The 24,586-nt window shown below is 66.3% G+C and carries 24 protein-coding genes; 18 read left to right on the plus strand and 6 right to left on the minus strand.

The features are described from left to right. Window positions 1-86: 86 nt before the first annotated feature. Window positions 87-608 carry a VanZ family protein gene (locus AB0L58_RS22720; protein ID WP_364389489.1) on the plus strand — a complete coding sequence of 174 codons (522 nt, stop codon included), beginning with the start codon at window positions 87-89 and terminating at the stop codon, window positions 606-608. A gap of 18 nt (window positions 609-626) precedes the next feature. On the opposite strand, the gene AB0L58_RS22725 is transcribed toward AB0L58_RS22720, so the two are convergent. Beyond that, window positions 627-1,112: a DUF2505 domain-containing protein gene (locus tag AB0L58_RS22725; protein ID WP_364389490.1), complete on the minus strand. Its 486-nt coding sequence runs from the start codon at window positions 1,110-1,112 to the stop codon at window positions 627-629. Window positions 1,113-1,152: 40 nt separating this feature from the next. On the opposite strand from AB0L58_RS22725, the gene AB0L58_RS22730 reads away from it, so the two are divergent. The 5 genes from AB0L58_RS22730 (at window position 1,153) to AB0L58_RS22750 (ending at window position 7,039) form a co-directional block, all read left to right on the plus strand. After that, a complete protein-coding gene (locus AB0L58_RS22730; protein ID WP_364389613.1) occupies window positions 1,153-2,244 on the plus strand; it encodes a UDP-N-acetylmuramate dehydrogenase in 1,092 nt (363 codons plus the stop codon). Between the two features lie 67 nt (window positions 2,245-2,311). Further along, entirely contained in the window at window positions 2,312-3,556 is a 1,245-nt protein-coding gene (locus AB0L58_RS22735) for an Ig-like domain-containing protein (protein ID WP_364389491.1), read from the plus strand. 38 nt (window positions 3,557-3,594) lie between these two features. Beyond that, window positions 3,595-4,029 carry a helix-turn-helix transcriptional regulator gene (locus AB0L58_RS22740; RefSeq protein ID WP_364389492.1) on the plus strand — a complete coding sequence of 145 codons (435 nt, stop codon included), beginning with the start codon at window positions 3,595-3,597 and terminating at the stop codon, window positions 4,027-4,029. Between the two features lie 20 nt (window positions 4,030-4,049). Then, window positions 4,050-4,460 (plus strand): VOC family protein, encoded by a 411-nt coding sequence (locus AB0L58_RS22745; protein ID WP_364389493.1) that lies wholly within the window; start codon window positions 4,050-4,052, stop codon window positions 4,458-4,460. A gap of 191 nt (window positions 4,461-4,651) precedes the next feature. Further along, window positions 4,652-7,039 carry an excinuclease ABC subunit UvrA gene (locus AB0L58_RS22750; RefSeq protein WP_364389494.1) on the plus strand — a complete coding sequence of 796 codons (2,388 nt, stop codon included), beginning with the start codon at window positions 4,652-4,654 and terminating at the stop codon, window positions 7,037-7,039. A gap of 59 nt (window positions 7,040-7,098) precedes the next feature. Here the strand turns inward: AB0L58_RS22750 and mscL are convergent, their stop codons facing one another. After that, window positions 7,099-7,548, minus strand: coding sequence for a large conductance mechanosensitive channel protein MscL (gene mscL, locus AB0L58_RS22755; protein WP_364389495.1), 450 nt, complete (start codon window positions 7,546-7,548; stop codon window positions 7,099-7,101). 178 nt (window positions 7,549-7,726) lie between these two features. Beyond that, a complete protein-coding gene (locus AB0L58_RS22760; RefSeq protein ID WP_364389497.1) occupies window positions 7,727-8,461 on the minus strand; it encodes an SDR family NAD(P)-dependent oxidoreductase in 735 nt (244 codons plus the stop codon). A gap of 226 nt (window positions 8,462-8,687) precedes the next feature. Between AB0L58_RS22760 and AB0L58_RS22765 the strand changes: the two genes are divergently transcribed. The 6 genes from AB0L58_RS22765 to AB0L58_RS22790 all read left to right on the plus strand — a co-directional run bounded on the left by AB0L58_RS22765 (window position 8,688) and on the right by AB0L58_RS22790 (window position 16,019). Next, window positions 8,688-9,509, plus strand: coding sequence for an alpha/beta hydrolase (locus tag AB0L58_RS22765; RefSeq protein ID WP_364389499.1), 822 nt, complete (start codon window positions 8,688-8,690; stop codon window positions 9,507-9,509). 176 nt (window positions 9,510-9,685) lie between these two features. Then, entirely contained in the window at window positions 9,686-11,122 is a 1,437-nt protein-coding gene (gene mshA / locus AB0L58_RS22770) for a D-inositol-3-phosphate glycosyltransferase (protein WP_364389500.1), read from the plus strand. After that, entirely contained in the window at window positions 11,119-11,622 is a 504-nt protein-coding gene (locus AB0L58_RS22775) for a YbjN domain-containing protein (protein WP_364389501.1), read from the plus strand. The genes mshA and AB0L58_RS22775 overlap by 4 nt, the downstream gene beginning before the upstream one ends. Before the next feature lie 330 nt (window positions 11,623-11,952). Beyond that, a complete protein-coding gene (locus AB0L58_RS22780; protein WP_364389502.1) occupies window positions 11,953-12,858 on the plus strand; it encodes an ROK family protein in 906 nt (301 codons plus the stop codon). A 51-nt stretch (window positions 12,859-12,909) separates the two neighbouring features. Continuing rightward, the gene (locus tag AB0L58_RS22785; RefSeq protein WP_364389504.1) at window positions 12,910-13,647 is read left to right on the plus strand and encodes a phosphoglyceromutase; all 738 of its coding nucleotides are present in this window, start codon (window positions 12,910-12,912) and stop codon (window positions 13,645-13,647) included. 320 nt (window positions 13,648-13,967) lie between these two features. Further along, window positions 13,968-16,019: a CocE/NonD family hydrolase gene (locus AB0L58_RS22790; protein ID WP_364389506.1), complete on the plus strand. Its 2,052-nt coding sequence runs from the start codon at window positions 13,968-13,970 to the stop codon at window positions 16,017-16,019. Window positions 16,020-16,033: 14 nt separating this feature from the next. Here the strand turns inward: AB0L58_RS22790 and AB0L58_RS22795 are convergent, their stop codons facing one another. Beyond that, entirely contained in the window at window positions 16,034-16,699 is a 666-nt protein-coding gene (locus AB0L58_RS22795; RefSeq protein WP_364389507.1) for an NAD(P)-binding domain-containing protein, read from the minus strand. A 90-nt stretch (window positions 16,700-16,789) separates the two neighbouring features. Between AB0L58_RS22795 and AB0L58_RS22800 the strand changes: the two genes are divergently transcribed. The 3 genes from AB0L58_RS22800 to AB0L58_RS22810 all read left to right on the plus strand — a co-directional run bounded on the left by AB0L58_RS22800 (window position 16,790) and on the right by AB0L58_RS22810 (window position 19,319). Further along, window positions 16,790-17,197 (plus strand): helix-turn-helix domain-containing protein, encoded by a 408-nt coding sequence (locus AB0L58_RS22800; RefSeq protein ID WP_364389508.1) that lies wholly within the window; start codon window positions 16,790-16,792, stop codon window positions 17,195-17,197. 200 nt (window positions 17,198-17,397) lie between these two features. Next, entirely contained in the window at window positions 17,398-18,633 is a 1,236-nt protein-coding gene (locus tag AB0L58_RS22805) for an ATP-binding protein (RefSeq protein ID WP_364389509.1), read from the plus strand. Beyond that, on the plus strand, window positions 18,630-19,319 hold the full coding sequence (locus tag AB0L58_RS22810) for a response regulator transcription factor (protein ID WP_040696229.1): 690 nt from the start codon (window positions 18,630-18,632) through the stop codon (window positions 19,317-19,319). Before AB0L58_RS22805 ends, AB0L58_RS22810 begins: the two co-directional genes overlap by 4 nt. 141 nt (window positions 19,320-19,460) lie before the next feature. Here the strand turns inward: AB0L58_RS22810 and AB0L58_RS22815 are convergent, their stop codons facing one another. Both AB0L58_RS22815 and AB0L58_RS22820 read right to left on the minus strand, forming a co-directional pair. Then, window positions 19,461-19,793, minus strand: a complete 333-nt coding sequence (locus tag AB0L58_RS22815) for a hypothetical protein (RefSeq protein WP_364389510.1) — start codon at window positions 19,791-19,793, stop codon at window positions 19,461-19,463. A gap of 70 nt (window positions 19,794-19,863) precedes the next feature. Continuing rightward, the gene (locus tag AB0L58_RS22820) at window positions 19,864-20,691 is read right to left on the minus strand and encodes a hypothetical protein (RefSeq protein WP_364389615.1); all 828 of its coding nucleotides are present in this window, start codon (window positions 20,689-20,691) and stop codon (window positions 19,864-19,866) included. A 119-nt stretch (window positions 20,692-20,810) separates the two neighbouring features. Between AB0L58_RS22820 and AB0L58_RS22825 the strand changes: the two genes are divergently transcribed. The 3 genes from AB0L58_RS22825 (at window position 20,811) to AB0L58_RS22835 (ending at window position 24,569) form a co-directional block, all read left to right on the plus strand. Beyond that, window positions 20,811-21,854 carry a Ppx/GppA phosphatase family protein gene (locus AB0L58_RS22825; RefSeq protein WP_364389512.1) on the plus strand — a complete coding sequence of 348 codons (1,044 nt, stop codon included), beginning with the start codon at window positions 20,811-20,813 and terminating at the stop codon, window positions 21,852-21,854. Beyond that, a complete protein-coding gene (locus AB0L58_RS22830) occupies window positions 21,851-23,563 on the plus strand; it encodes a hypothetical protein (protein ID WP_364389514.1) in 1,713 nt (570 codons plus the stop codon). Before AB0L58_RS22825 ends, AB0L58_RS22830 begins: the two co-directional genes overlap by 4 nt. A 142-nt stretch (window positions 23,564-23,705) precedes the next feature. Continuing rightward, window positions 23,706-24,569 carry a sugar phosphate isomerase/epimerase gene (locus AB0L58_RS22835; protein WP_364389616.1) on the plus strand — a complete coding sequence of 288 codons (864 nt, stop codon included), beginning with the start codon at window positions 23,706-23,708 and terminating at the stop codon, window positions 24,567-24,569. Window positions 24,570-24,586 lie beyond the last annotated feature (17 nt).

Genomic DNA, 24,586 nt, shown 5'->3' on the forward strand with positions numbered 1-24,586 from the left:
TCGATCGGCGGTAGGTGTGGGGATTCACCACAATCCCCACACCCTCGCCACGCGGAATCCGCACATCGTCAGGACAGAATCTCGGCATGAACGGCATGTGGGAGTCGTGGGGCGGGGTGATCACAGCGACGATCGCGGCACTTCCGCTCGCCGGTGGTGTGGTGTGGTGGCTGGCGCGCCGGCGGGGCGTATGGCGTAATGCCCTGTGCGAGGTCGGCATGGTGGTCGGCACCGCGCCGTGGTTGTGGATGATTCTCACCCCGGCGGGCACCGGTCGTTCGGTGAATATGGTGCCGCTGCGCGATCTGCTCGATCAGCTGCGTGACGATCGAGTCGTCGAGCAGCTCGGTGGAAATCTCTTGGTGTTCGCCGCACTCGGTTTTCTGCTGCCGATGCGATGGGCCTGGTTCGCCAACCCGTGGCGGCTGCTGCTGGTCGGCGCGGCGCTGTCGACTGCGGTGGAGGCGTCGCAGTTCGTGCTGAGCATCGGCCGGCACTCGTCCGTCGACGATGTCCTGGTCAATGCCGTAGGGGCTGGGCTGGCCGGACTCGCGTCGAATCGCTGGTGGATATCCAGAACTGCGGCGAGCGTTGCGCGTGCAGCGTGATCACCGCCCGCAGGAGCCTCAGTGCCTGGTGAGCCAGTTGTTGGTGAACTCTTCCTCGTTCGCCAGCAGTTCGGTCAACCGCTCCGCGATCGCGGCCTCGATCTTCCCGCCGAACAGTGGAATCTTCACCTCGATGGTGCCGTTGGTCCGCGCTACCGAACCGGAACCGTCCGCCGCGAGTTCGATGGTGCCGCGGACCTCGGCGGGCGCACCCTCGACCCGCGCGGTGAAGGTGGCCGAATCGCCGGTCCAGATCTCAGTGCGCGGGATGATCAGATCGCCCGGTCGCACCGCGGTGATCGCGGCCGGCAGCAGCTCGGCGGCGATGACCTGCACCATCTCCACCTCGACCCGGTCGCCGTCGACGGTGACCGAATCCAGCCGGGCCTTATCGCCACCCACCTCGGCCACGCGGTCCTTCCAGTACTGCTCATCGGCGAAGGCCGCGCGTACGGCGGCAACCGGATACGAGTAGCGAGCCGTGTACGCCAGGGGTGTAGCCATGGTCGAACAGGCTACCGTCTGGGGCGTGCGAACTTCACGGGTGGTGTCGGCGGACCAGCTGCGCGAGCTGCTGGTCGATACTGGTGCGCGGCTGCGCGAATCGGTGCGGCTGGCCGAGTTGACCACGCTGCGGGTCGGCGGTCCGGCCACGGTCGCGGAATGTGCGACGACCGAAGCGCTGGTCGCGACGGTCCGGACGCTGGACACGGCGGGCATTCCACTACTACTGCTCGCGGGCGGCTCCAACCTGCTCATCGGCGACGACGGCTTCGACGGTGTCGTGGTCCGGGTGCGTAACGAGGCGGTCGAGATCGGCGCGGACGGCGTGGTCGCCGAGGCCGGTGCGAACTGGGACACGGTGGTCGCGGCCACGATCGAGGCCGGTCTGGGCGGGCTGGAATGCCTGTCCGGCATTCCGGGATCGGCCGGTGCGACGCCGGTACAGAATGTCGGCGCGTACGGCGTGGAAGTCGAGAGCCTGCTGCGCCGGGTGCGGCTGCTGGATCGCGCGAGCGGCGAGATCCGCTGGGTCGAACCGGCCAAACTCGGCTTCGGCTATCGCACCAGCGCACTCAAGCATCGCGATACCGCCGTGGTGCTCGCGGTGGACTTCGCACTGAATCCGGACGGTTCGAGCGCACCGCTGCGCTACGGCGAACTGGCGACCGCACTCGGTGCGGACAACGGTGATTCCCGTCCCGCCGATCAGGTCCGGGCGGCGGTGCTGAAGCTGCGCGCGGGCAAGGGCATGGTGCTCGACCCCGCCGATAACGACACCTGGAGCGCGGGCTCGTTCTTCACCAATCCGGTCGTCGCGGACCACCGCGTCGCGGAAGTGAAGGCTGCGATCATCGCCCATGTGGGCGACGTCACGATTCCCACCTATCCGGCGCCCAACGGCGTCAAATTCTCCGCGGGCTGGCTCATCGAGCGGGCGGGTTTCGCCAAGGGTTTTCCGGGTCCGGACGCCCCGGCCCGGCTGTCCACGAAACATACGCTGGCCTTGACCAACCGCGGTGGCGCGACCGCCGCCGATCTGGTCGCACTGGCCCGCACGGTCCGCGACGGTGTCGCCGACCGATTCGGGATCCGGCTGGAACCGGAGCCGGTACCCATCGGGGTGGCTCTCTAAACGGTGAAACGGACACCACAGTCTTCGCAGCCGAGTCGGCCGGTTTTCGCCGCGTAAATTCGATGAAGTGAGCCATCGTCCAGCCCTCCACAGACCGGCCGCCGCCGTCTCCGCCGTGTTGCTCGTGGTAGTCGCGCTGGTGGCCGGATGCACGACCGACAAAGGCGGTAAGAGTGACTCCGCCAAAGACGACACCCCCGTCGCGAAGGTCACGCTGACACCGGGCGCCGCCGCCAAGAACGTCAACCCGACCGCACCGATCTCGGTCACCGTCACCGACGGCACCATCGATCAGATCGCACTGACCAATGCCAACGGCAAGCAGGTCACCGGCGAACTCGCCGCGGACCGGCACAGCTACCAGACCACCGAACCGCTCGGCTACGACGCCAAATACACCTGGTCCGGCACCGCGATCGGCACCGACCACAAGCCGGTCCCGATCGACGGCAGCTTCACCACCCTGGCACCGAAGAACACCTTCCCCGCGACCCTCAATATCGCTGACAACCAGGAAGTCGGCATCGCCGCGCCGATCATCTTGCAGTTCAAGGGATCTGTGCAGGACAAGTCCGCGGTGGAAAAGGCGCTCACCGTCACCACCAATCCGCCGACCGAGGGCGCCTGGGCCTGGTTCCCGGACGAGAACGGTGGCTCGCGCGCGCATTGGCGGCCGAAGGACTACTGGGCGCCCGGCACCACCGTGCATGTCGCGGCCAAGCTCTACGGCCTGGATCTCGGCGGCGGAAATTACGGATATTCCGATCTCACTTCGGATTTCCGCATCGGCCGCAGTCAGATCGTCAAGGCCAACGCACCCAGCCATCGTATGCAGGTTGTGCGTGACGGACAGATAGTCCTCGATTTCGCGGTCAGCTATGGCCAGGGCAATGAAGCGCGCAATGTCACCCGCTCCGGTGTGCACGTCGTCACCGAGAAGTACGAAGACTTCATGATGTCGAATCCGCCGTTCTACACCAACGTTCGCGAACGTTGGGCCGTGCGCATTTCCAATAACGGCGAATTCATCCATGCCAATCCGGAATCCCTTTCGGCACAGGGCTCTTCGAATGTCACCAATGGCTGCATCAATCTGTCGCCGACCGACGCGCAGGCCTTCTTCCCGACCGCGCTCTACGGCGATCCGGTCGAGGTGACCGGCACATCGATCGCGCTGTCGGCCGCCGACGGCGATCTCTACGACTGGACCATCGACTGGAATACCTGGACCGGGCTGTCGGCGTTGCAGGGCGAGCCCAAGAATCCGGTGTCCGCGACCCCGCTGCCGCCACTGCCGGCCGGTGGTCGCTGAGCTAGGCAAACCCGGCGCGACATGCGACGATCGGACAGGTGACCGGTAGAACCGCCAAGGAGGACAACCTACGCGATCTCGCGCGCCTGCGCCGGGTCCGTGACCGGATCGACCGGGAGTACGCACAGCCGCTGGATGTCGAGGCGTTGGCCCGGGACGCGCACATGTCGGCGGGCCATCTCAGCCGCCAGTTCAAGGCCGCCTACGGCGAGTCGCCGTACTCCTATCTGATGACGCGGCGCATCGAGCGCGCGATGTCGCTGTTGCGGCGTGGCGATCTCAGTGTCACCGAGGTCTGTTTCGCGGTCGGCTGCCAGTCGCTGGGCACCTTCAGCACTCGGTTCACCGAACTGGTCGGAATACCGCCGAGCACCTACCGGGAGCAGGCGGAGCTCGCCCCGGTGGATCTGCCGACGCTCGTCGTGAAACGGGTGACAAGACCGATCAGGAATCGAGAAGCGCAGGTCACCTAGGCGCAACTAGCGTGAACGCCATGGACATCAGCATTCAAGCGAGCTTCCTCCCACAGGACGACCCGGAGGCCGCCCTGGCCTTCTACCGCGACGCCCTCGGGTTCGAACTGCGCAAAGACGTCGGATTCAACGGGATGCGCTGGCTCACCGTCGGCCCGGTCGACCAGCCCGGCACATCCATCGTCCTGCACCCACCGGCCGCCGACCCCGGCATCACCGATGACGAGCGCCGCACCATCGCCGAGATGATGGCCAAGGGCACCTATGCCAGCATCCTGCTGGGTACCAAAGACGTCGACGCCACCTTCGAGCAGGTGCAGGCCACCAATGCCGAGGTCGTCCAGGAGCCGACCGATCAGCCGTACGGGGTTCGCGACTGCGCCTTTCGCGATCCCGCGGGCAATATGGTCCGTATCCAGCAAGTGAGCTGAGCTTTCGGGCAATCGCAGCAGACACCGGTGGCGCTGCCGGTCACCGGTGTTTACCCGATGGCGAACAATTGCCACGACAATTGCCGAAGAATTACCGAACGCACTGCTCGAAGCTGATTGGATCGAGCCAGTCGACTCCGACGGAGACCGCGCCAGCGGCCCGCCGACAAGCAAGATGGAGAAGCGATCAGATGGCCGAGAAGACGGACACGCAAGCGCCCGCCGCCCCGCACGCTGCCGACAGCCACGATCTGATCCGCGTGCTCGGCGCGCGCGTGAACAACCTGAAGGACATCAGCATCGAAATCCCGAAGCGCCGACTGACGGTGTTCACCGGTGTTTCCGGCTCGGGCAAGAGTTCGCTGGTATTCGACACCATCGCCGCGGAGTCGCAGCGGCTGATCAACGAGACCTACAGCGCCTTTGTGCAGGGCTTCATGCCCACCCTGGCGCGGCCCGAGGTCGACGTGCTCGATGGGCTGACCACCGCGATCATCGTCGATCAGCAGCGGATGGGTGCCGACCCGCGCTCCACGGTCGGCACCGCCACCGACGCCAACGCCATGCTGCGCATCCTGTTCAGTCGGCTCGGGAAGCCGCATATCGGCTCGCCCCAGGCCTTTTCCTTCAATGTCGCCTCGATCAGCGGCGCGGGTGCGGTCGCGATCGAGCGCGCCGGGAAGACGGTGAAGGAGCGGCGCAGTTTCAGCATCACCGGTGGCATGTGCCCACGCTGTGAGGGCCGGGGCTCGGTCAACGATATCGATCTGGCCCAGCTGTACGACGACACCAAATCGCTGAACGAGGGCGCGCTCACCATTCCGGGCTACAGCATGGACGGCTGGTTCGGCCGCATCTTCACCGGCTGCGGCTTCTTCGATCCGGACAAGCCGATCAAAAAGTTCAACAAGCGCGAACTCAATGATCTGCTCTACAAGGAGCCGACCAAGATCAAGGTCGATGGCATCAATCTCACCTATGAGGGCCTGATCCCGCGGATCCGCAAGTCGATGCTGTCCAAGGATGTCGACGCACTGCAGCCGCATATCCGTGCCTTCGTCGAGCGCGCGGTCACCTTCCAGACCTGTCCGGAATGCGACGGCACTCGGCTCAGCGAATTGGCCCGATCGTCGAAGATCACGGGCATCAGCATCGCCGACGCCTGTGCCATGCAGATCAGCGATCTGGCCGAATGGGTCAGCGGGCTGCGGGAACCGTCGGTGGCGCCGCTGCTGACCTCGCTGCGGCATACCCTCGACTCATTCGTCGAGATCGGGCTCGGCTACCTCTCGCTCGAACGGCCCGCGGGCACCCTGTCGGGCGGTGAGGCGCAGCGCGTCAAGATGATCCGCCACCTCGGCTCCTCGCTCACCGACGTCACCTACGTCTTCGACGAGCCGACCGCCGGCCTGCACCCGCATGACATCCAGCGGATGAACGAACTGCTGCTGCGGTTGCGCGACAAGGGCAATACGGTGCTCGTGGTCGAGCACAAGCCGGAGACGATCGTCATCGCCGACCACATTGTCGATCTGGGCCCCGGTGCCGGTACCGGTGGCGGCACCGTTTGCTTCGAGGGCAGCGTCGATGGGCTGCGCGGCAGCGGCACCATTACCGGCCGCCACTTCGACGACCGGGCCGCGCTGAAGGAAACGGTGCGAAAGCCCAACGGTGCATTGGAGATTCGCGGTGCGTCGACGAACAACCTGCGTGATGTCGATGTAGATATTCCGCTCGGGGTGCTCGCCGTCATCACCGGCGTCGCGGGCTCGGGTAAGAGCTCGCTCGTGCACGGGTCGATACCACCTGGTGCGGACGTCGTGTCCGTCGATCAGGGCGCGATCCGCGGCTCCCGGCGGAGCAACCCGGCGACCTACACCGGATTGCTCGACCCGATCCGCAAGGCATTCGCGAAGGAAAACGGCGTCAAGCCGGCGCTTTTCAGCGCCAACTCCGAGGGTGCGTGCCCCAATTGCAATGGTGCGGGCGTCATCTACACCGACCTGGCGGTCATGGCCGGTGTCGCCACCACCTGTGAGGAGTGCGAGGGCAAGCGGTTCCAGGCCGCGGTGCTCGAGTACCGCCTCGGTGGCCGCGATATCAGCGAGGTGCTCGCGATGTCGGTGACCGAGGCGCGGGAGTTCTTCAGCGCCGGTGCGGCGCGCACACCGGCCGCCGAGAAGATTCTCGACCGGCTCGCCGACGTCGGGCTCGGCTATCTCACCCTCGGCCAGCCGCTCACCACGCTGTCCGGCGGCGAGCGGCAACGGCTCAAGCTGGCCACCCATATGGCCGAGAAGGGTGGCGTGTACGTCCTCGACGAGCCGACAACGGGCCTGCACCTCGCCGATGTCGAACAACTGCTCGGCCTGCTCGACCGGCTGGTCGACTCCGGTAAGTCGGTCATCGTCATCGAGCATCACCAGGCCGTGATGGCGCATGCCGACTGGATCATCGACCTCGGTCCCGGCGCAGGTCACGACGGCGGCAAGATCGTCTTCGAGGGCACGCCGGGGGATCTGGTCGCCGAGCGCGCCACCCTCACCGGCGAACACCTCGCGGTATATGTCGGCGCCTGAATGAAATTCGCCCCCGCCCGGACGATTCGGGCGGGGGCGAAACATATTCGGCGCGGTGATTACCGCGCGGCGCTCTCCTCGACGAGTGATCCGTCCTTACCGAACGATTCGGTGTCGACGGCCGAGTCCTTTTGCTGTTTTGCGAGCAGGTCGCGGATCTCGATGAGCAATTCGATCTCGGTGGGCTCGGCCACCTTCGCGGTGCCGAAGCGGTTCTTCAGGGTCTTCATCGGCACCATCAGCACGAAGTACAGCACCGCGGCGACCAGTACGAAATCGATGAACGCGGTGATGATCGGCCCGATCGCGATGAAGGTGGCGGGCTTATCGGCGACCAGCTGAACGCCGAGTCCCAGCTCGTTGGTCTTACCCAACACCGCGAGCAGCGGATTGATGATTCCCTTGGTTACCGCCGTCACCACGGCGGTGAACGCGGTACCCATGACCACCGCGACGGCAAGATCGATAACGTTCCCGCGCATCAGGAAATCTTTGAAGCCCTTGAGCATGAGCCGAACTACTCCAATCTGGTCTATATGTGTTTCAAACACCCGATGCTAACCCCCGCGCCGGGTCGGAGCGAACTCGCAGCAATCGGATCGGGGGCCGATCGCGACATAGCCGGCAAACGCCATGCCATCGAATCCCGAGAAACGCTCGAATTCAGATGGAGTATGGCCGATCCCGTCAGCCGCGGCGAGCGAAGCGACCCGGACCGGCCTGGTCACGGGGTTTGACGATGATCTGGTCCAGATTCACATGGGACGGTCGCGACGCCACGAATCCGATGATCTCCGCGATATCCTGTGCGACCAGCGGATCAATGCCCTCGTACACCTTGGCCGCACGCTCCTGGTCTCCGGCGAATCGGACGAGCGAGAATTCGGTTTCCACCGCGCCGGGCGCGATTTCGGTGAGCCGCACGGGCTGGCCGAGCAATTCGCCGCGCAAGGTGCGGTGCAGTACGGCCTGTGCGTGCTTGGCCGAGGTGTAGCCGGAGCCGTTGTCGTAGGCCTCGAAGGCGGCGACCGAGGTGATGGTGACGATGAGCCCGTCGCCCGAGGCGATCAACTTCGGCAGCAATGCCTTGGTCACCCGCAGTGTGCCGAGCACATTGGTTTCCCACATCCAGCGCCAGTCATCCAGATCCGCCTCGGTGACCGGAGCCAGCCCCTTCGCGCCACCCGCATTGTTGACGAGCACATCGGCGTTCTCGATCGCATCGGTAAAGTCGCGCACGGAATCTTCCGAGGTCACATCGAGTTCCAGTGCGGTGCCGCCGATTTCGTCGGCGAGGGCCCGCAGCCGATCGAGCCTGCGCGCCCCGACGTACACGTGATAACCCTGTTTGGCGAGTTCCCGGGCGGTGGCTTCCCCGATTCCCGAGCTGGCTCCGGTGACAACGGCAGTGCGAACGCTCATAGCCTGTGATCCTAAATGCGGAATATTCGCCGAACACTGCGGCCGCAGAAACCAGCGTGAGGCCTGATTTCGTGAGGACATGGGTAACTCATCGGGGACGCCCAGAACTCAGCCATCCCGGAAAACCGCCGGCCCGCAATGGTAGATGTAGGGCCCACCCACGACCGGCAAAAGGCCCGGAGAGGCGGGGGAGCGCGGCGAGGCGGGGCAGCCTAGCCTCGGTGGCATGGCTATTCGCGAAGCGGTCAGTGCGGACGGAACGGGCATCGTCTATCGGGTCGGCGGCCCGGTCGACGGCAGGCCGCTGGTGCTGGTACACGGTTGGTCGGCCAATCTGCAGTGCTGGGGCGCGGCCGCGGATGAGCTGGCCGAGCGCTTCCGGGTGCTCGCCGTCGATCTGCGCGGTCACGGCTACTCCGGCGCCCCGGAGACCGGCTACGACGATCCGAAGAACTGGGCCGCCGATATCGCCGCGGTGCTTGCCGCCGAGCGCATCGAATCCGGTGCGGTGCTGCTCGGCTGGTCCTACGGCGGCATCGTGATCAGCGACTATCTGACCGCGTACGGAACCGGCACGGTCGCGGGCGTCATCTTCTCGGGTTCGATGGCCAATATCGGCCGCGCGCCCGGTGCGGCGACCGGTCCGGCCATGCAGGAGGCCATTCCCGGTGTCTTCGAGGAGAGTGCGGGGCGGGCAGTGCGCGCATTCGGCGCCTTCGGCAACGCGAATACCGGTCCCGGTCCGGATAAGGGCGTCGACGCGCAGCGCATCTTCGGCGCGAGCCTCGGCACGCCGCCTCGGGTGCGCAAGGCGCTGTTCTATCGGACCGTCGACAACACCGAAACGCTACGCGCCCTGGATATTCCGGTGCTGGTCCTGCACGGAACCAAGGATCCGGTCGTGCCGATCGAGAACGGTCGCTACATTCTCGACGCGGTGCCCGACGGCAGCGCCTCGTTCTGGGCGGACGCGCAACACGGGCTGTTCATCGAGGATCGGGCCCGCTTCGTCGCCGAGGTGAGCGCGTTCATCGACGGTCTGAATTAGCCGTCCGAAATTCACTGGCGCCATGCGCGCGGCCCGAGCAGACTGGCCGTGTCTTGGTGCTGAGATCAGCACCAGGTGGATTCTGTGCGCCGTGCGTGAGAACCCTCACGAAACTGGTGTGACGGCTGTCACTTGGCCCGGTTACGGTGTCTGAGTTGGGCAATCCAACGTGCACTATGGATGATGTGAGTCAACGCCCGGACCTACGGCCGAATCGGATTGCCGTGTTATCGGTGCACACCTCACCACTTGCTCAGCCGGGCACCGGCGATGCGGGCGGCATGAACGTCTATGTGCTGCAAACCGCCGTTCAGCTGGCCCGACGCGGCACCGAGGTCGAGATCTTCACCCGGGCCACCTCCTCGAACGTGCCGCCGGTCCAGGAGGCGGCCCCCGGAGTCCTGGTGCGCAATGTGGTGGCGGGCCCGTTCGAGGGGCTGGACAAGCACGATCTGCCGACCCAGCTGTGTCCGTTCACGGCCGAGGTGCTGCGCCAGGAGGCCAGACACCTGCCTGGTCACTACGACCTCGTCCATTCGCACTACTGGCTCTCCGGTCAGGTCGGCTGGCTGGCGCGCGATCGCTGGCGGGTGCCGCTGGTGCATACCGCGCACACGCTGGCGGCGGTGAAGAACGCGGCGCTGGCCGAGGGCGATTGCCCCGAACCCGTAACCCGCGAGATCGGCGAGAAGCAGGTGATCGCCGAGGCCGATCGGATGGTCGCCAATACCGCGGAGGAGGCGCGTCAGCTCGTCGAGTTGTACGGCGCCGATCCCGAGCGCATCGATGTGGTGCCGCCGGGCGCGGATCTGACGCGCTACTGTCCCGGTGAAAAGGCCGCCGCCCGAGCCGAATTGGGCCTGTCCACCGACGAGCGGATCGTCGCGTTCATCGGCCGCATCCAGCCGCTCAAGGCCCCGGACGTGCTGGTCCGCGCGGCCGCCGAACTGCTGTGTCGGGACCCGGCGCGCAAACTGCGGGTGCTCATCGTCGGCGGACCGTCCGGCACCGGACTGGAGCGCCCCGATGCGCTCATCGAACTCGCCGCCGCGCTCGGCATCGCCGAACGCGTCACCTTCCTGCCGCCGCAACCGCCGGACCGCCTGGTGCAGGTGTATCGGGCCGCCGACCTGGTCGCGGTGCCCAGCTACAACGAATCCTTCGGTCTGGTCGCCATCGAGGCGCAGGCCAGCGGCACCCCGGTACTCGCGGCCGATGTCGGCGGACTCGGCACCGCCGTGCGGCACGGTGCGACCGGCCTGCTCGTCCCCGGACACCGGACGCCGGACTGGGCCGATGCGCTCGGCCACCTGCTCGACGATGGCGAGCGACTGCGTCGGATGGGGTTGCGCGCGGTCGAGCACGCCGGGCACTTCTCCTGGGAGCACACCGCGGACGGACTGCTCGCCAGCTATTCGGCGGCGCTGGCCGATTTCCGTGCGTTGCGCGCCGGCCTCGGTGCCGGCCGCCGCACGGTCTTCGAGGCCGCGCGGGCCGAGTTGCCCGGGGAACGCGCTAACCTCCCGGGGGAACGCAGTGCTGTTCTGCTCGGCGAGAGCAGTCAGGCCAGATCGCGGGCGCTGTGGCGGCGCCGGACGGGAGCGCACCGATGAGCACGGCAGCCGCGACCGCACAGTTGATCGACGAAACGCTGCGCGAGCGCGAGATCGAGTACACCCAGCCCAGCCCGGCGACCTTCGTGGTCATCCTGCCCGGTGAGCGCAAACTCGCGACCACCGTGATGCTCACCGTCGGCAAGCACGGACTGCGGATCGAATCGTTCGTCTGCCGCAAGCCGGACGAGAATTTCGAGGGCGTCTACAAATTCCTGCTGCGCCGCAACCGCCGCCTCTACGGTGTGGCCTACACCCTGGACCGCGTCGGCGATATCTATCTGGTCGGCCGCATCGCCACCCACGCCGTCACTCCCGACGAACTGGACCGGATCTTCGGCCAGATCCTCGAGGCCGTCGACGCCGACTTCAATGTCCTGCTGGAACTCGGCTTCGCCGAATCCATTCGCCGGGAATGGAAGTGGCGGGTATCGCGCGGTGAGTCCCTGAAGAACCTGCGCGCCTTCGAGCATCTCGTCGAGGCCGCCGACCAGCCCTGAACCAGCTCGAGCCGGGTTCGCCGACGGTGTAGCGGATTGTGCGTGACAAGCCGGTCTCAGCCCTGACGGAGCGAGTCCGGCGGTGTGCGCGAGGCGCCGAACGGACCCGCCGTCAGCGACTACCACGGAGCGAGTCTTACGAGCGGCCGTTTGCGGCCCGTCTCGCGTCCGAGTCGTCGAAGCGCATGCGCCGCGGGCGCGAGTCTCGACGGCGCCGCTGGCGACTGCTTGCAGGTCGCTCGAAAGGGTCAGCCGCGAGACACTGGGGGGCCGCGAACACGCAGCGCCGAAGGTGCTGCAAATTCAACAGGGCACAGGAGGCTCCCGGCAATGATGGTTCTTGCTCTGGATATCGGCGCGACCAAATTCGCCGCCGGGGTGGTCTCCGCGGGCCGGAAGGTGCGCGATGTGCGGCGGGTCGACGTGCCTCGGGAATCGGTGTGGGCGGCATGCCGCGACCTGCTGCTGGAAGTGGCCGGTGACAGCACGGTTTCGGCGATCGGGATCGGTACGGCCGGTCCGGTCGATGTGCGGACCGGCGTCACCAGGCCGTTGAACATTCCGGAATGGAAGCCGGGCTTTCCGATCGTGACCGAGGTGCAGCGGCTATTCCCTTCTGCCGCAGTGCGATTCGCCAGCGACGGAGCCTGCCTGGTGCTGGCCGAACATCACGTCGGCGCGCTGCGTGGCATTCCGAACGGCCTGGCCATGACCGTCTCCTCGGGCATCGGCGGCGGCATCATCGCCGACGGTCGGGTGGTACTCGGGCGCACCGGCAATGCCGGACACGTCGGCCACATCGTGGTGCCGGGTTGGGATGTGCCGTGTGAATGCGGCGGTGTCGGTTGCGTCGAGGCGATCGCCAGCGGCATGTCGTCGGTGCGCTGGGCCCGCGAACAGGGCTGGCGCGGTGAGACCGGCGCCGGATTGGCCAAGGCCGCGCATACCGGCAACGAGATCGCACTGGCCGCGCTGCATCGGGCCGGAACCGCACTGGGCACTGCCATCGCCTCCGCGGCCGCGACGCTGGATATCGACCGGGTGGTGATCGGCGGCGGCTTCGCCCAATCGGGCGAACCGCTCTGGGAACCATTGCGCGCGGCACTGACCCGGCACTCGGGCTTGGACTTCCTGCACGCGCTGCAGGTGGTGCCGTCGCGAATCACCAATGGCGCCACCCTCGTTGGCGCGGGCGTGCTCGCCGCGGGCCACGATACGGCCGATGCCATCTCCTGAGCAGTGGGAACGGATGCGAGGCCGGTTCGCGTACATGCCAGAATGGCCTGCATGACGTACACCCTCGTGTTGCTGCGCCACGGCGAGAGCGAATGGAATGCCCTGAACCTGTTCACCGGCTGGGTGGATGTGCACCTGACCGATAAGGGCATCGCCGAGGGTAAGCGCGCCGGGGAACTGCTGGCCGAACACGGTATCCTCCCCGATATCGTCTACACCTCGGTGCTGCGGCGGGCGATCAGCACCGCGAATATCGCGTTGGACGCCGCCGACCGGCACTGGATCCCGGTCGTGCGCGACTGGCGCCTCAACGAGCGGCACTATGGCGATCTGCAGGGCAAGAACAAGGCGCAGGTCCGCGACCAGTACGGCGACGAACAGTTCATGCTGTGGCGGCGCAGCTATGACACTCCGCCGCCGCCCATCGATCCGGCCAACGAGTACAGCCAGGAGGCCGACCCGCGCTACGACGGCATCGAGGTTCCCAAGACCGAATGCCTGCTCGACGTGGTGAACCGGATGGTCCCGTACTGGGAGTCGACCATCTCCAAGGACCTGCTCTCGGGTAAGACCGTTCTGGTTGCGGCGCACGGTAATTCGCTGCGCGCGCTGGTGAAGCACCTGGATCGGATCTCCGATGAGGAGATCGCCGGCCTGAACATCCCCACCGGTATTCCGCTGCGCTACGAGCTGGACGAGAACCTGCGCCCGACCCGCCCGCGCGAATATCTGGACCCCGAGGCCGCCGCCGCAGGCGCCGCGGCCGTCGCCAGCCAGGGCGGCAAATAAGCACCTGAGTCGATACGACAACGCGCCGCGACCGGCATCGGTCGCGGCGCGTTGCTGTTCATCTGTCCGATGACACGCCGTTTGCCTGGATCGGACGTGAACTGGGTGCGGGTCGCGATCGGTTAGCTGCATCCGCCTGGGTTAGTGTGAATTCTGCAGGTGAGCGCTGATTTCCCTTGACTTGCGCAGGACTGATGCGGTGTCGATTGCTGTATGTGAACCAGCATTCGACCCAAAATTCATGTAACCCGAAGTTGGAACCTACTCGTCGGTATGTAAGCTCTGGTCGTTCGACCAGTCCGAGAGGCGGATCACCCCTGATGCAGACAATGTTGCGTGCCATGGTGGCGGCAGTCGCCGCGGCGGTGTTCATTCCCTTCGTCACCCAGAGTGCGATCGCCGCACCGGAGCCGTCCGGTCCCGACGGTGGCGCGGCCGGTGCCGCCTGGGTCGCGGCCGAGGACGGTCCCCAGCAGTACCCGAATGTGAATATCCAGTGGGACGTCCCGATCACCATGAGCGACGGCACCGTCCTCAAAGGCAACGTATACCGTCCGGCGGACGCCGCGGGCCGCCCGATCGATACCCCGACGCCTACGGTGGTCAACCTGACCCCGTACACCAAACTGGTCTCGAACATCGCCGACAGCGCCATGTCCGTTCCCGGCCTGTCCGACGCACTGATCGAACTGTTCCGCCGGATCGACCTCAGCGGCACCCCGCTCTCCGGCGTCACCGATCTGACCAAAGCCTTCGGCGGCGGCGAGCTGCGCAACTTCGCCGTCGACCGCCAGCTCATCAAGAGCGGCTACACCCAGGTCGTGGTCGATGTGCGTGGCACCGGTTTCTCCCAGGGCACCTGGGACATGCTGCGCCAGCGTGAACAGCAGGACAGCTACGAGGTGATCGACTGGGCCGCGCGCCAGCCTTGGTCCAACGGCCGCATCGGCATGAACGGCCTGTCGTATTCGGGCATCAACCAGGTCCAGGTGGCCGCGCTGCATCCGCCCGCGCTGCAGGCGATCTTCCCGGTGGTACCCGGTAGTGACCTGGTCGACGATGTTCTCGCACCCGGCGGCGGCTTCGGCTTCAACTTCATTCCGCTGTGGCTGACCGCTATCAACGGGCTCAAGCTCGTCCCGGATGTCGCGTCGATCCTCAATGGACAGTTCGATATGCGGTGGCTCGCGGATCGTGCGAAGGATCCGTTCACCTTCATGGATGTGCTGCTCAATGTCTACAGCAGCACCCGGATCGAGGACCTGGACCCGCGGGCCGCGGAATTGCTGACCGGTTCGTCGGCGTCGCGCGCGGCCTGGCTCGGCGATCCGAGCAAGATCCAGGTGCCCACCTTTGTCACCGGCGGCTGGCATGATCTGTTCACCTACTCGGAATCCAAGATCTACAACGAGATTCCGCTGCCCGCGGGCCAGAAGCAGCTGCTGATGGGCAATACCTACCACCTCAACTCCGGCAATGAATACGGCGAGCCCGGACTGCCGCCGCGGCTGGATGTGCTGCAGCGCGCGTGGTTCGACAAGTGGCTCAAGGGAATCGACAACGGCATCGATGCGTACGGCCCGATCACCTTGCGTCAACAGGGCGGCGGCTGGATCACCACCGACACGTTCGCCGATCCACGGGCCGGTTCCGAGGATGCCGACTATCGCCGGATGTATCTGTCCGCCAATCGAAGTGGTACCGCGGACAGCGTTTTCGACGGATCGTTGCTCGCCACCGCGAGCCCGGACTCGGCGCGGCTCACGGTCGCGCCAGGCCTGACTACCCTGTGCTCCAATGACGCAGCGCAGGGTAGTGCGGGTGTCCTGTCGATCATCGATGGCTGTGCCAAGGACTCCCGGATCGCGGAGCTGAACGGGCTGACCTTCACCAGCGACCCGGTCGCCGAGCCGACCACCATCTCCGGCCGAATCGCCGCACACCTCAACACCGTCCAGGACGCGGCCGACGGCTACTGGGTGGTCACGGTGAACGATGTCGCGCCGGACGGACAGTCCACCGTGCTCTCCTCCGGCCAGTTGATGGCATCGCTGCGTCAGGTCGACGAGGCGAACAGCACCCGTTCCGCCAGCGGCGATTACACCGACCCGCGGCCCTATACCTCGCTGGACCTGCGTCGGCCGACTGTGCCGGGGGAGGAGACGACCCTGGATATCGCCCTGCCCGCCACCGAGGCAATGCTGCAGCCGGGGCACCGCCTGCGGGTGGATGTCTTCGCGGGCAACTTCCCCAAGGGTCTGCCGGTACTGCCGATGCTGATCGATACGGGCCTGAAACCACAACATGTGCAATTGGATCCGAATCGGCCGAGTTTCGTGAATATCCGGGTGCGGGGGAATCCGGGCTGGTAGGCCGTATCCGGTCACTAGTCGGCCACGGCGAATGCCGCATCCAACGGCGGGAAGATCGCACGGGCGTCCGCGCCGCCGAACCAGAGCCCGACGGTGAAGACCGAGGTGGCCTCCAGATATTTGGCGCGATGCAGCCCGCCCGCTGAGATCGGCTGCAATTCGATATCTTCCGCCAGCGCGGCGACATGCTGTACCGCCGTCGCATCGTCGCCGCAGATCGGCACCGCCAGCCTGCGGTTGTCGAAGACGCGGGTCCGCGATTCCCACACCTCGGCGGCGCATACGTTGAACGCCTTCACCACATTCGCCTCCGGAACCGTTGCCGCGATGCGAGCGGCGACCGCGTCCTCGGATAGTACGAATGCCGGAACTCCTTCCGGCGCGGCCGCGTCCGGCAGGAAGGCATTGGTGCAGTCGATCACCGTCCGTCCGGCGAGTTTTCCGCCGATGTCGCCCAGTACTTCGTCAAGGGCGCTTACCGGCAGTGCCAACAGCACGGCCGCCCCGAATTCAGCGGCCGCGCCTATGCCCGCGCCGCGCGCCCCGTGTCCGATGGTCGCCGCCAGCGTGGCCGCGGCCGCACGGGACCGAGCGCCGATGACGACCTCGTGCCCGGCCGCGGCCCAGCCGCCGCCGAGTGCCTTCGCCATCGCGCCTGCCCCGATGATTCCGATTCGCATATCAACTCCTGGCTCGGATGTATTCGGCACCGACGCTAGGGATTTCGATAGGCACCCGAAGGTGCGCAATGACGATGGCAGGCTGGTGTCATGACGGTCGAACCTGCCGAGCCGGTGGCATTCGCGGACTATGGCGACTACGAGGCCGACTGCCCGGCTCGCCTCGGCGTCGACCTGTTCGGCAATCGCTGGCTCGCGGTCATCGTCTACATGCTGCGCGAGGGCCCGATGCGTCCCGGTGAACTGCGCACCGCTATCGGCGGTATCAGCCAGAAGATGCTCACCCAGACGTTGCGTCGGATGGAGTCCATGACCCTCGTCGAGCGCCACCGCTACGCCGAGGCCCCGCCCCGCGTCGAATACGAACTGACCGAGGCCGGACGCGATCTGCTCGTTCCGATCTACGCCCTCGGCGAATGGGCCGATCGCCACGGCGATTCGGTTCGTACGGCGATGTGCGCAGCCGACGACGCTTCCGACGACGAGCGTGACAACTGATCTCGTAGGAACGAGGCAGTAGCGGACCGGCAGCCCAGAGCGCAACCGTAGCGGCGCTTTCGACCGGCAAAAAGGCGCGGGGCGGCGGGGGGAGAACAACGCGTAAACAAGCGGCTAACACGCCTGGAAGTACCTATGACCTGCGCGAAACTTCGTGTACCCCGAGTTGGGTTGTCGGTTGGCGACCGTACGATTCAAGTGTGAGTGTTCCCCAGGCCGTACTGCTGGCAGTCCTCGCGGCTGTCGTCGGCCTGGCAGTCGGCGGGCTACTGATCCCGTTCATGAACGCCAGGCAGGCCGCCCGCAGTCAGGAGGATTCCGGCCTGACCATGTCCCAGGTCCTCGACCTGATCGTGCTGGCCTCCGAGAGCGGAATCGCGGTCGTCGACGAATACCGCGATGTGGTGCTGGTCAACCCGCGCGCGGAAGAACTCGGCCTGGTCCGCAACCGCCTACTCGACGAACGCGCCTGGGCCGCGGTGGAGAAAGTGCTCGCCACCGGCGAGTCCACCGAATTCGATCTCACCGCGAAGAATCCGATGCCCGGCCGCAGCCGGATCGCGGTGCGCGGAGTGGCCAGGCAGCTATCGCGTGAAGAGACCAGCTTCACTGTGCTGTTCGCCGACGACGATTCCGAGCAGGCCCGTATGGAGGCCACCCGCCGGGACTTCGTCGCCAATGTCAGCCACGAACTCAAGACTCCTGTCGGCGCGATGAGCCTGCTTGCCGAGGCCATGCTGGAATCTGCTGACGATCCCGAGGCGGTCCGGCACTTCGGTCAGCGTGTACTCGGTGAATCCCGGCGGCTCGGCAAGATGGTGACCGAGTTGATCGCGCTCTCGCGGCTACAGGGCGCGGAAAAGCTGCCCGAGCTCGAGGTGGTCGACGTCGACACCGTGGTCATGCAGGCGGTCGATCGCTCCCGCACCGCCGCCGAGGCCGCCGGCATCACCGTCAGCACCGATCGCCCGAGCGGGCTCGAGGTGCTCGGCGACGAAACCCTGCTCGTCACCGCGCTGTCCAACCTGGTGGAGAACGCCATCGCGTACTCACCCACCGGCTCCCATGTTTCGGTGAGCCGCTCACTGCGCGGCGATCATGTCGCGATGGCCGTGACCGATCGCGGTATCGGCATCGCCAAGGAAGATCAGGAACGGGTGTTCGAACGTTTCTTCCGATCCGATAAGGCACGCTCGCGCGCCACCGGTGGTACCGGGCTAGGCCTGGCTATCGTCAAGCACGTGGCGGCCAATCACAACGGTGAGATCACCCTGTGGAGCAAGCTCGGCACCGGATCGACGTTCACCCTGCGAATACCTGCCCACCATGAATCCGGCGGCGAAGAAGAGGTCGACGGTGCCGAGGTGAGCATGAGAGAAATACACCCGCGCCCCACGGGGCCGGGCAGACCGAATGGTGTGGAGGCACGCAGATGACGAGTGTTCTGATCGTCGAAGATGAGGAGTCGCTGGCCGATCCGCTCGCGTTCCTGCTGCGCAAGGAGGGCTTCGAGGTCACTGTCGTCGGTGACGGACCATCCGCGCTCGCCGAATTCGACCGCTCCGGCGCCGATATCGTGCTGCTCGACCTCATGCTGCCCGGCATGAGTGGCACCGATGTGTGCAAACAGCTGCGCACCCGCAGCGGCGTCCCGGTGATCATGGTCACCGCGCGCGACAGCGAGATCGACAAGGTGGTCGGCCTGGAGCTCGGCGCCGACGACTACGTCACCAAGCCGTACTCGGCGCGCGAACTGATCGCCCGCATCCGGGCCGTGCTGCGCCGCGGCGCGGGCGATGAACTGGACGGCGGCAATGAGAGTGGTGTGCTCGAGGCCGGACCGGTCCGGATGGATGTGGACCGCCACACCGTGCACGTCAACGGCAGGCAGGTCACGCTGCCGTTGAAGGAATTCGATCTGCTCGAATATCTGCTGCGCAATTCCGGCCGGGTGCTGACCCGCGGCCAGCTGATCGACCGGGTCTGGGGCGCCGATTACGTCGGCGACACCAAGACCCTCGACGTGCATGTGAAGCGGTTGCGCTCGAAGATCGAGGGCGATCCGGCCAAGCCGGAGCACCTGGTGACGGTGCGCGGTCTCGGTTACAAGCTCGAGGCTTGATCAGCGATAGCGCGGCCGCCGGCCGTACGGATCGTCCGCCCACGGATCGGCGGCGTACGGCGGCGAATTGCTGTGAGATTTTGACCAGCGCAGCCGCCGAGGCCCCGACAACCTCGGCTGCACGCTAACTCAGGGGTGTGATCAGGGCAGGTAGACCCAGGTGGGGCCGATTCCGGGGACGTCCTGCTTGTGCAGGGTGATCCAGCCGAGATCGTCTTCCTGCATGCAGTCGTAGACATCCGCCGCGCTGGTGCCGCGGCAGGCGATGGTGCGGCTGAGGCCGTACGGGCTCATGATCAGGTTCTTGCCATTCGCCTGGGCGTTGAATGCCTCAGGGGTGTTGGCGGGCAGGAAGTCGGCGGTGAAATCGGCGTATTTGGCCGGGTCGCCATTGGGTTCGGCATGCGCGGCACCGGTCAGTGCGGCGGTGGCGCCGAGCGCGATGGCGGTGAGGGTCAGGGCTTTCTTCAACATGACCGCACATCCAACCGCATCCGAGTAAAGCCCGCATGGCGGGCAGGTGAATCACCCGCTCTGCAAAACCTCATGCGGACTGGTCGGCAATGGGTTGGTCGGATTTCATCCGGTCGGCATGCACGGTCGCCGGATGGATCGCGATCAGGCCGAGTCCCTCCCGCCGCTTGCAGTGTCTGGCCAGCTCTTCGTAGGCCGGTTCGCCGAGCAATTCCTTGAGTTCGGGAGCGTAGGACTGCCACACCGGGCGGGTGCCGACGTGGGCGTCGGGGGAGCCGGAGCAGTACCAATCGAGGTCCTCGCCGCCGGGACCCCAGCCGCGCCGGTCGTATTCGGTGATGGTGGTCTTCAGGATCTGCACGCCGTCGGGGCGCTCCACCCAGTCCTGGGTCCGCCGGATCGGCAGCTGCCAGCACACATCTGGCTTCACCTCGAGCGGCTCGATGCCCTTGCGCAGCGCCATGGTGTGCAGTGCGCAGCCGACGCCGCCCGCGAAGCCGGGGCGGTTCAGGAAGATGCAGGCGCCATCGAATCGGCGGGTGCGCAGGGCGGGCTCGTCCTCCAGTTCGTCGAGTTCCAGGTAGCCCTTCTTGGTGATCTTGCCGTCGGCGTCGGCCGCCTCGTCCATCAGCTGCCAGTCGTTCGGTGTGAGCATTTTCACAGCATTGGTCAGGCGCTTGCGATCATCCTTGTCGGAGAGGAACGCGCCGTGCGAGCAGCAGCCGTCATCGGGGCGGTCGCTGAGAATTCCCTGACAGGCCGGAGTTCCGAAGACACACGTCCAGCGCGACAGCAGCCAGGTCAAATCAGCGACGATCACATGCTCGTCGTTTGCTGGATCCACGAACTCGATCCATTCACGGGGAAAGTCGAGATCGACCTCCGGCGCCGGATCGATCTTCCTCGCTGGTCGGGGCCTCTTGGAGCCGCTGTTCGCTGCGCCTACCGTCACACTTCAGGACGCTAACAGCTCAGTCGCCTGGGCTAAAGGGCTGGTTCACCCAGTACCGTATTCATGTGCGGCTTGGGGTACTCGACGTCGGAAGCAATACCGTCCATCTGCTTGTGGTGGATGCCCATCGTGGTGGTCACCCGATGCCGATGAGCTCCACAAAGGCCACTCTCCGGCTATCGGAGAATATGGATTCCGACGGTCGTATCACCGTCCAGGGAGCCGAACGGCTGATCGCGACGGTCGCCGAATTCGCCAGCATCGCCGAGACTTCCAGGTGCGTCGAGCTGATGCCGTTCGCGACCTCCGCGCTGCGTGAGGCGGCGAATTCCGATGAGGTACTCGGCAGGGTCCGCGCCGAGACGGGTGTCGAACTCCAGGTGCTCTCCGGCGTCGACGAGGCCCGGCTCACCTTCCTCGCCGTGCGTCGGTGGTACGGCTGGAGCGCGGGCCGGATCCTGAATCTCGATATCGGTGGTGGCTCATTGGAAATGACCAACGGCGGTGACGAGGAACCCGATGTCGCGCTCTCGCTGCAACTCGGCGCCGGGCGATTGACCAGGGAGTGGTTGCGCGAGGATCCGCCGGGCAAGCGTCGCGTCGCGGTGCTGCGCGATTGGCTCGACGCCGAACTGGTCGCGCCGGCGAAACAGCTGCTGGAGGTCGGAAAACCGGATCTCGCGGTCGGTACCTCGAAGACGTTTCGGTCACTTGCCCGGTTGACCGGATCGGCACCCTCTTCGGCCGGGCTGCGGGTGCGCCGTACACTCACCAGCTCAGGTCTGCGCCAACTGATTGCCTTCATCTCGAGAATGACGGCAGCGGACCGTGCAGAATTGGAAGGCGTAAGTTCCGATCGGTCACAGCAATTGGTGGCTGGCGCACTGGTCGCGGAGGCGAGTATGCGGGCACTATCGCTGGATACCCTCGAGATTTGTCCGTGGGCACTGCGCGAGGGGCTGATCCTGCGCAAACTGGATACCGATATGAACGGCGTTATGAACGGCGGACCGAGGGCGACGGCATTGCCGGGTGCCCTCGTGGACGCGAGTGGTAAGCCGGTGCCCGGCGGCGGTCTATCGGGCCCGATAGAAACGGTGTCGTCATGAGTGAGGATTCCAAGCAGCTATCGGTTGCCGAGCTGCTGGCACGCAACGGCCAGCAGGGCGGGGCATCGTCCGGTGGCGGCGGACGGCGGCGGCGCAGTGGTCGCGGCATCTCGGTGGCCGAGCTGACCGGTGATCTGCCCGCCATCCCGGCGGGCGGTGGCGGTGGCCATTCCGCGCACGCCGCACCCGACGACGAGGAACCGGCCTACGAACCCGCCTCGCACGAGTCGAATGGGTACGAGGCCAACGGGTTCGACGCCTCCGGTTACCAACCCTCCGGTTTCCAGTCCGGCGGATACGCATCCGGTTTCGAAACGCCTGCGCCGGAACCCACTTCGTACGCCGCGCCGGATCCGGCCCCGTATGCCGCACCCGAGTTATCCAACTATTCGCCGATGTCGGGGCCGATCACCCGATACGACCCGCTCTCTGCCTACGCCGCGCCGGAGGCGCCCGCCGATCCGCTGCCTGGCTGGTCGAGCCGGGTCATGCCGGGGCGGGAAATGCCGGGCCCGGATTCGTCGCGACATGCCGCGCCCGCGGATCCGCTGTCCGCGCCGATATCGGATCTGTACGCCCCGGCACCGGATCCGTACGGGCGGGATCCGCGTGCCGATGTCGCCCCTGCGGTCGACTCCGGACGCACCGGCCGCCGACGTCGGTACGCCGAGCCGGAGGAAGAGACCACCGACGTACAGCCGCTGCGTGAACTCGGCCACGGCATCGGTCGCCGCGGCGCGGACGCCCCGCCCGACCCGCCGCAGAGACCTGGCGGTCGGGCCGCCCGGCGACGGGCGGCGGAGGCGGCCGAGGCGGCCGAAGCCGGACCCGCGACGGTGGGATGGTCGCCGTCCACCAATGGCTTCGCCCCGGAGTCCGCGCCGCCGCCGGAGCGGCCGTCGCGATCGGTGCACGAGTTCGGTGCCCATCCCGAGCAGCCGGATCAGCGAAGATCCGCACGGCGGGACGGTCCGGCCGATGGCGGTCTGCCCGCCTGGTCGGCGCGAAGACATGTACCGCCGCAGAACGGCGCGCCCGAATCCGAGGGTGTCGCCACCGCCGCGTGGTCGCTGGCCAGTCAGGATCAACAACTCGTGTCCGGCCAGACCGTGGCGGGTGACCTGCTGCGCGACGAAGTCGAACGCGCCGAGGCCGAGCGGGCCAGCGGGCGTGTCGCCGAACGCAACGGGCGGGGACGACGCGGCCGGTCGAAGCGCGACCCCGGTCCCGCCGAGCAGGATGAGGTGTACGACGGTCGAACCGATGTGTACGAACCGTTCCCGACCGGTGATGCCCTCGACGACGACGAGGATTTCGATGACGACGATATCGATTTCGATTCGGACCGTTCGTTCGCTTCCCGCTTGGCCGCTTCCCGTTCGGCCGTCTCCCGCTTCGCCCCGAGACGTGCGCGCTCGCGGGTCGCGCGCAAGTCGGAGTACGACGCCAATCGCCGACAGTGGATGATTCTCGGCGGTCAGAGCACCGGCGCCGCTGTGGCCGGCATGTTGCTGTTCAAGGGCTTCGAGCGCATGTGGGAAATGCTGCCCTGGGTGGCGCTGTGCCTGGCGATGATCGTGATCCTGGGCCTGGTGGCATTGGTGCGAATACTGCGGCGGACCGATGACATCCTCAGCACGGTGATAGCCGTTATCGTCGGCATCTTTGTCACCTTGGGACCGCTAGCCTTTCTACTCAGTACAAACTGAGCAGGGAGCGGCTGTGGGGAACATCGGGCAGGCGGACGACACCAGATCGGTGAGCGCGACCACGGGGCGCGCTCCCGATCCCGACGTGCGCACCGAACCCGATTCGCCTGACGAAGCGGTCGGCGGGTCCGGCGGTCAGCAGATCCTCGTCGGGCTCTCGACGGCCTCGGTATATCCGCAGAACACCGAGGCGGCCTTTCGATACGCGGCCGAAATCGGTTACGACGGTATCGAATTGATGGTCTGGGCCGAACCGGCCAGCCAGAGCATCGCCGCGATCCAGGCCTATTCCCGCAAATACGGTGTGCCGGTTCTGGCCATCCACGCACCGTGCCTGCTGATTTCGCAGCGGGTGTGGGGTTCGGATCCAGTGGCCAAGCTCGAGCGCAGTGTGCGTACCGCCGAGGCACTCGGCGCGGGCACCGTGGTGGTGCATCCACCGTTCCGCTGGCAGCGCAGGTATGCGCAGGGCTTCGCCGATCAGGTGGCCGAGTTGGAGGAGCACAGCCACGTCATCGTGGCGGTGGAGAATATGTTCCCGATGCGCGCGGACACTCTCTTCGGTCGCAAAACCGGGTCGGTGAAGCGGCTGGAGCGCCGCGGTGGTCCCGGTCCCGGCCTGACCGCATTCAGCCCGTCCTACGATCCGACCGATACCGGATTCCGGCACTACACCCTCGATCTGTCACATACCGCGACCGCCGGTGCCGATCCGCTGGCCCTGGCCGCGCGGATGGGCCACGGCCTCGCGCATCTACATCTCGCCGACGGGCGCGGTGCGGCGCACGACGAGCATCTGGTGCCCGGCGAGGGCACTCAGCCCTGTGTCGAGTTGTGTGCGGCACTGCTGCGTTCCGGTTTCGCCGGGCACGCGATCGCCGAGATCAATACCCAGAACGCGCGCACCGCTCAGGACCGCGCGGGCATGCTGGACCGCACGCTGGACTTCGCCAGAACACACCTCAACGCACCCGCCCCGGCACCCACGCACGCCAACCAGGTGTGACGCCGCACCGATCTGGC

It is taken from the genome of Nocardia sp. NPDC052112 (assembly GCF_040680135.1).
Lineage (GTDB): Bacteria > Actinomycetota > Actinomycetes > Mycobacteriales > Mycobacteriaceae > Nocardia.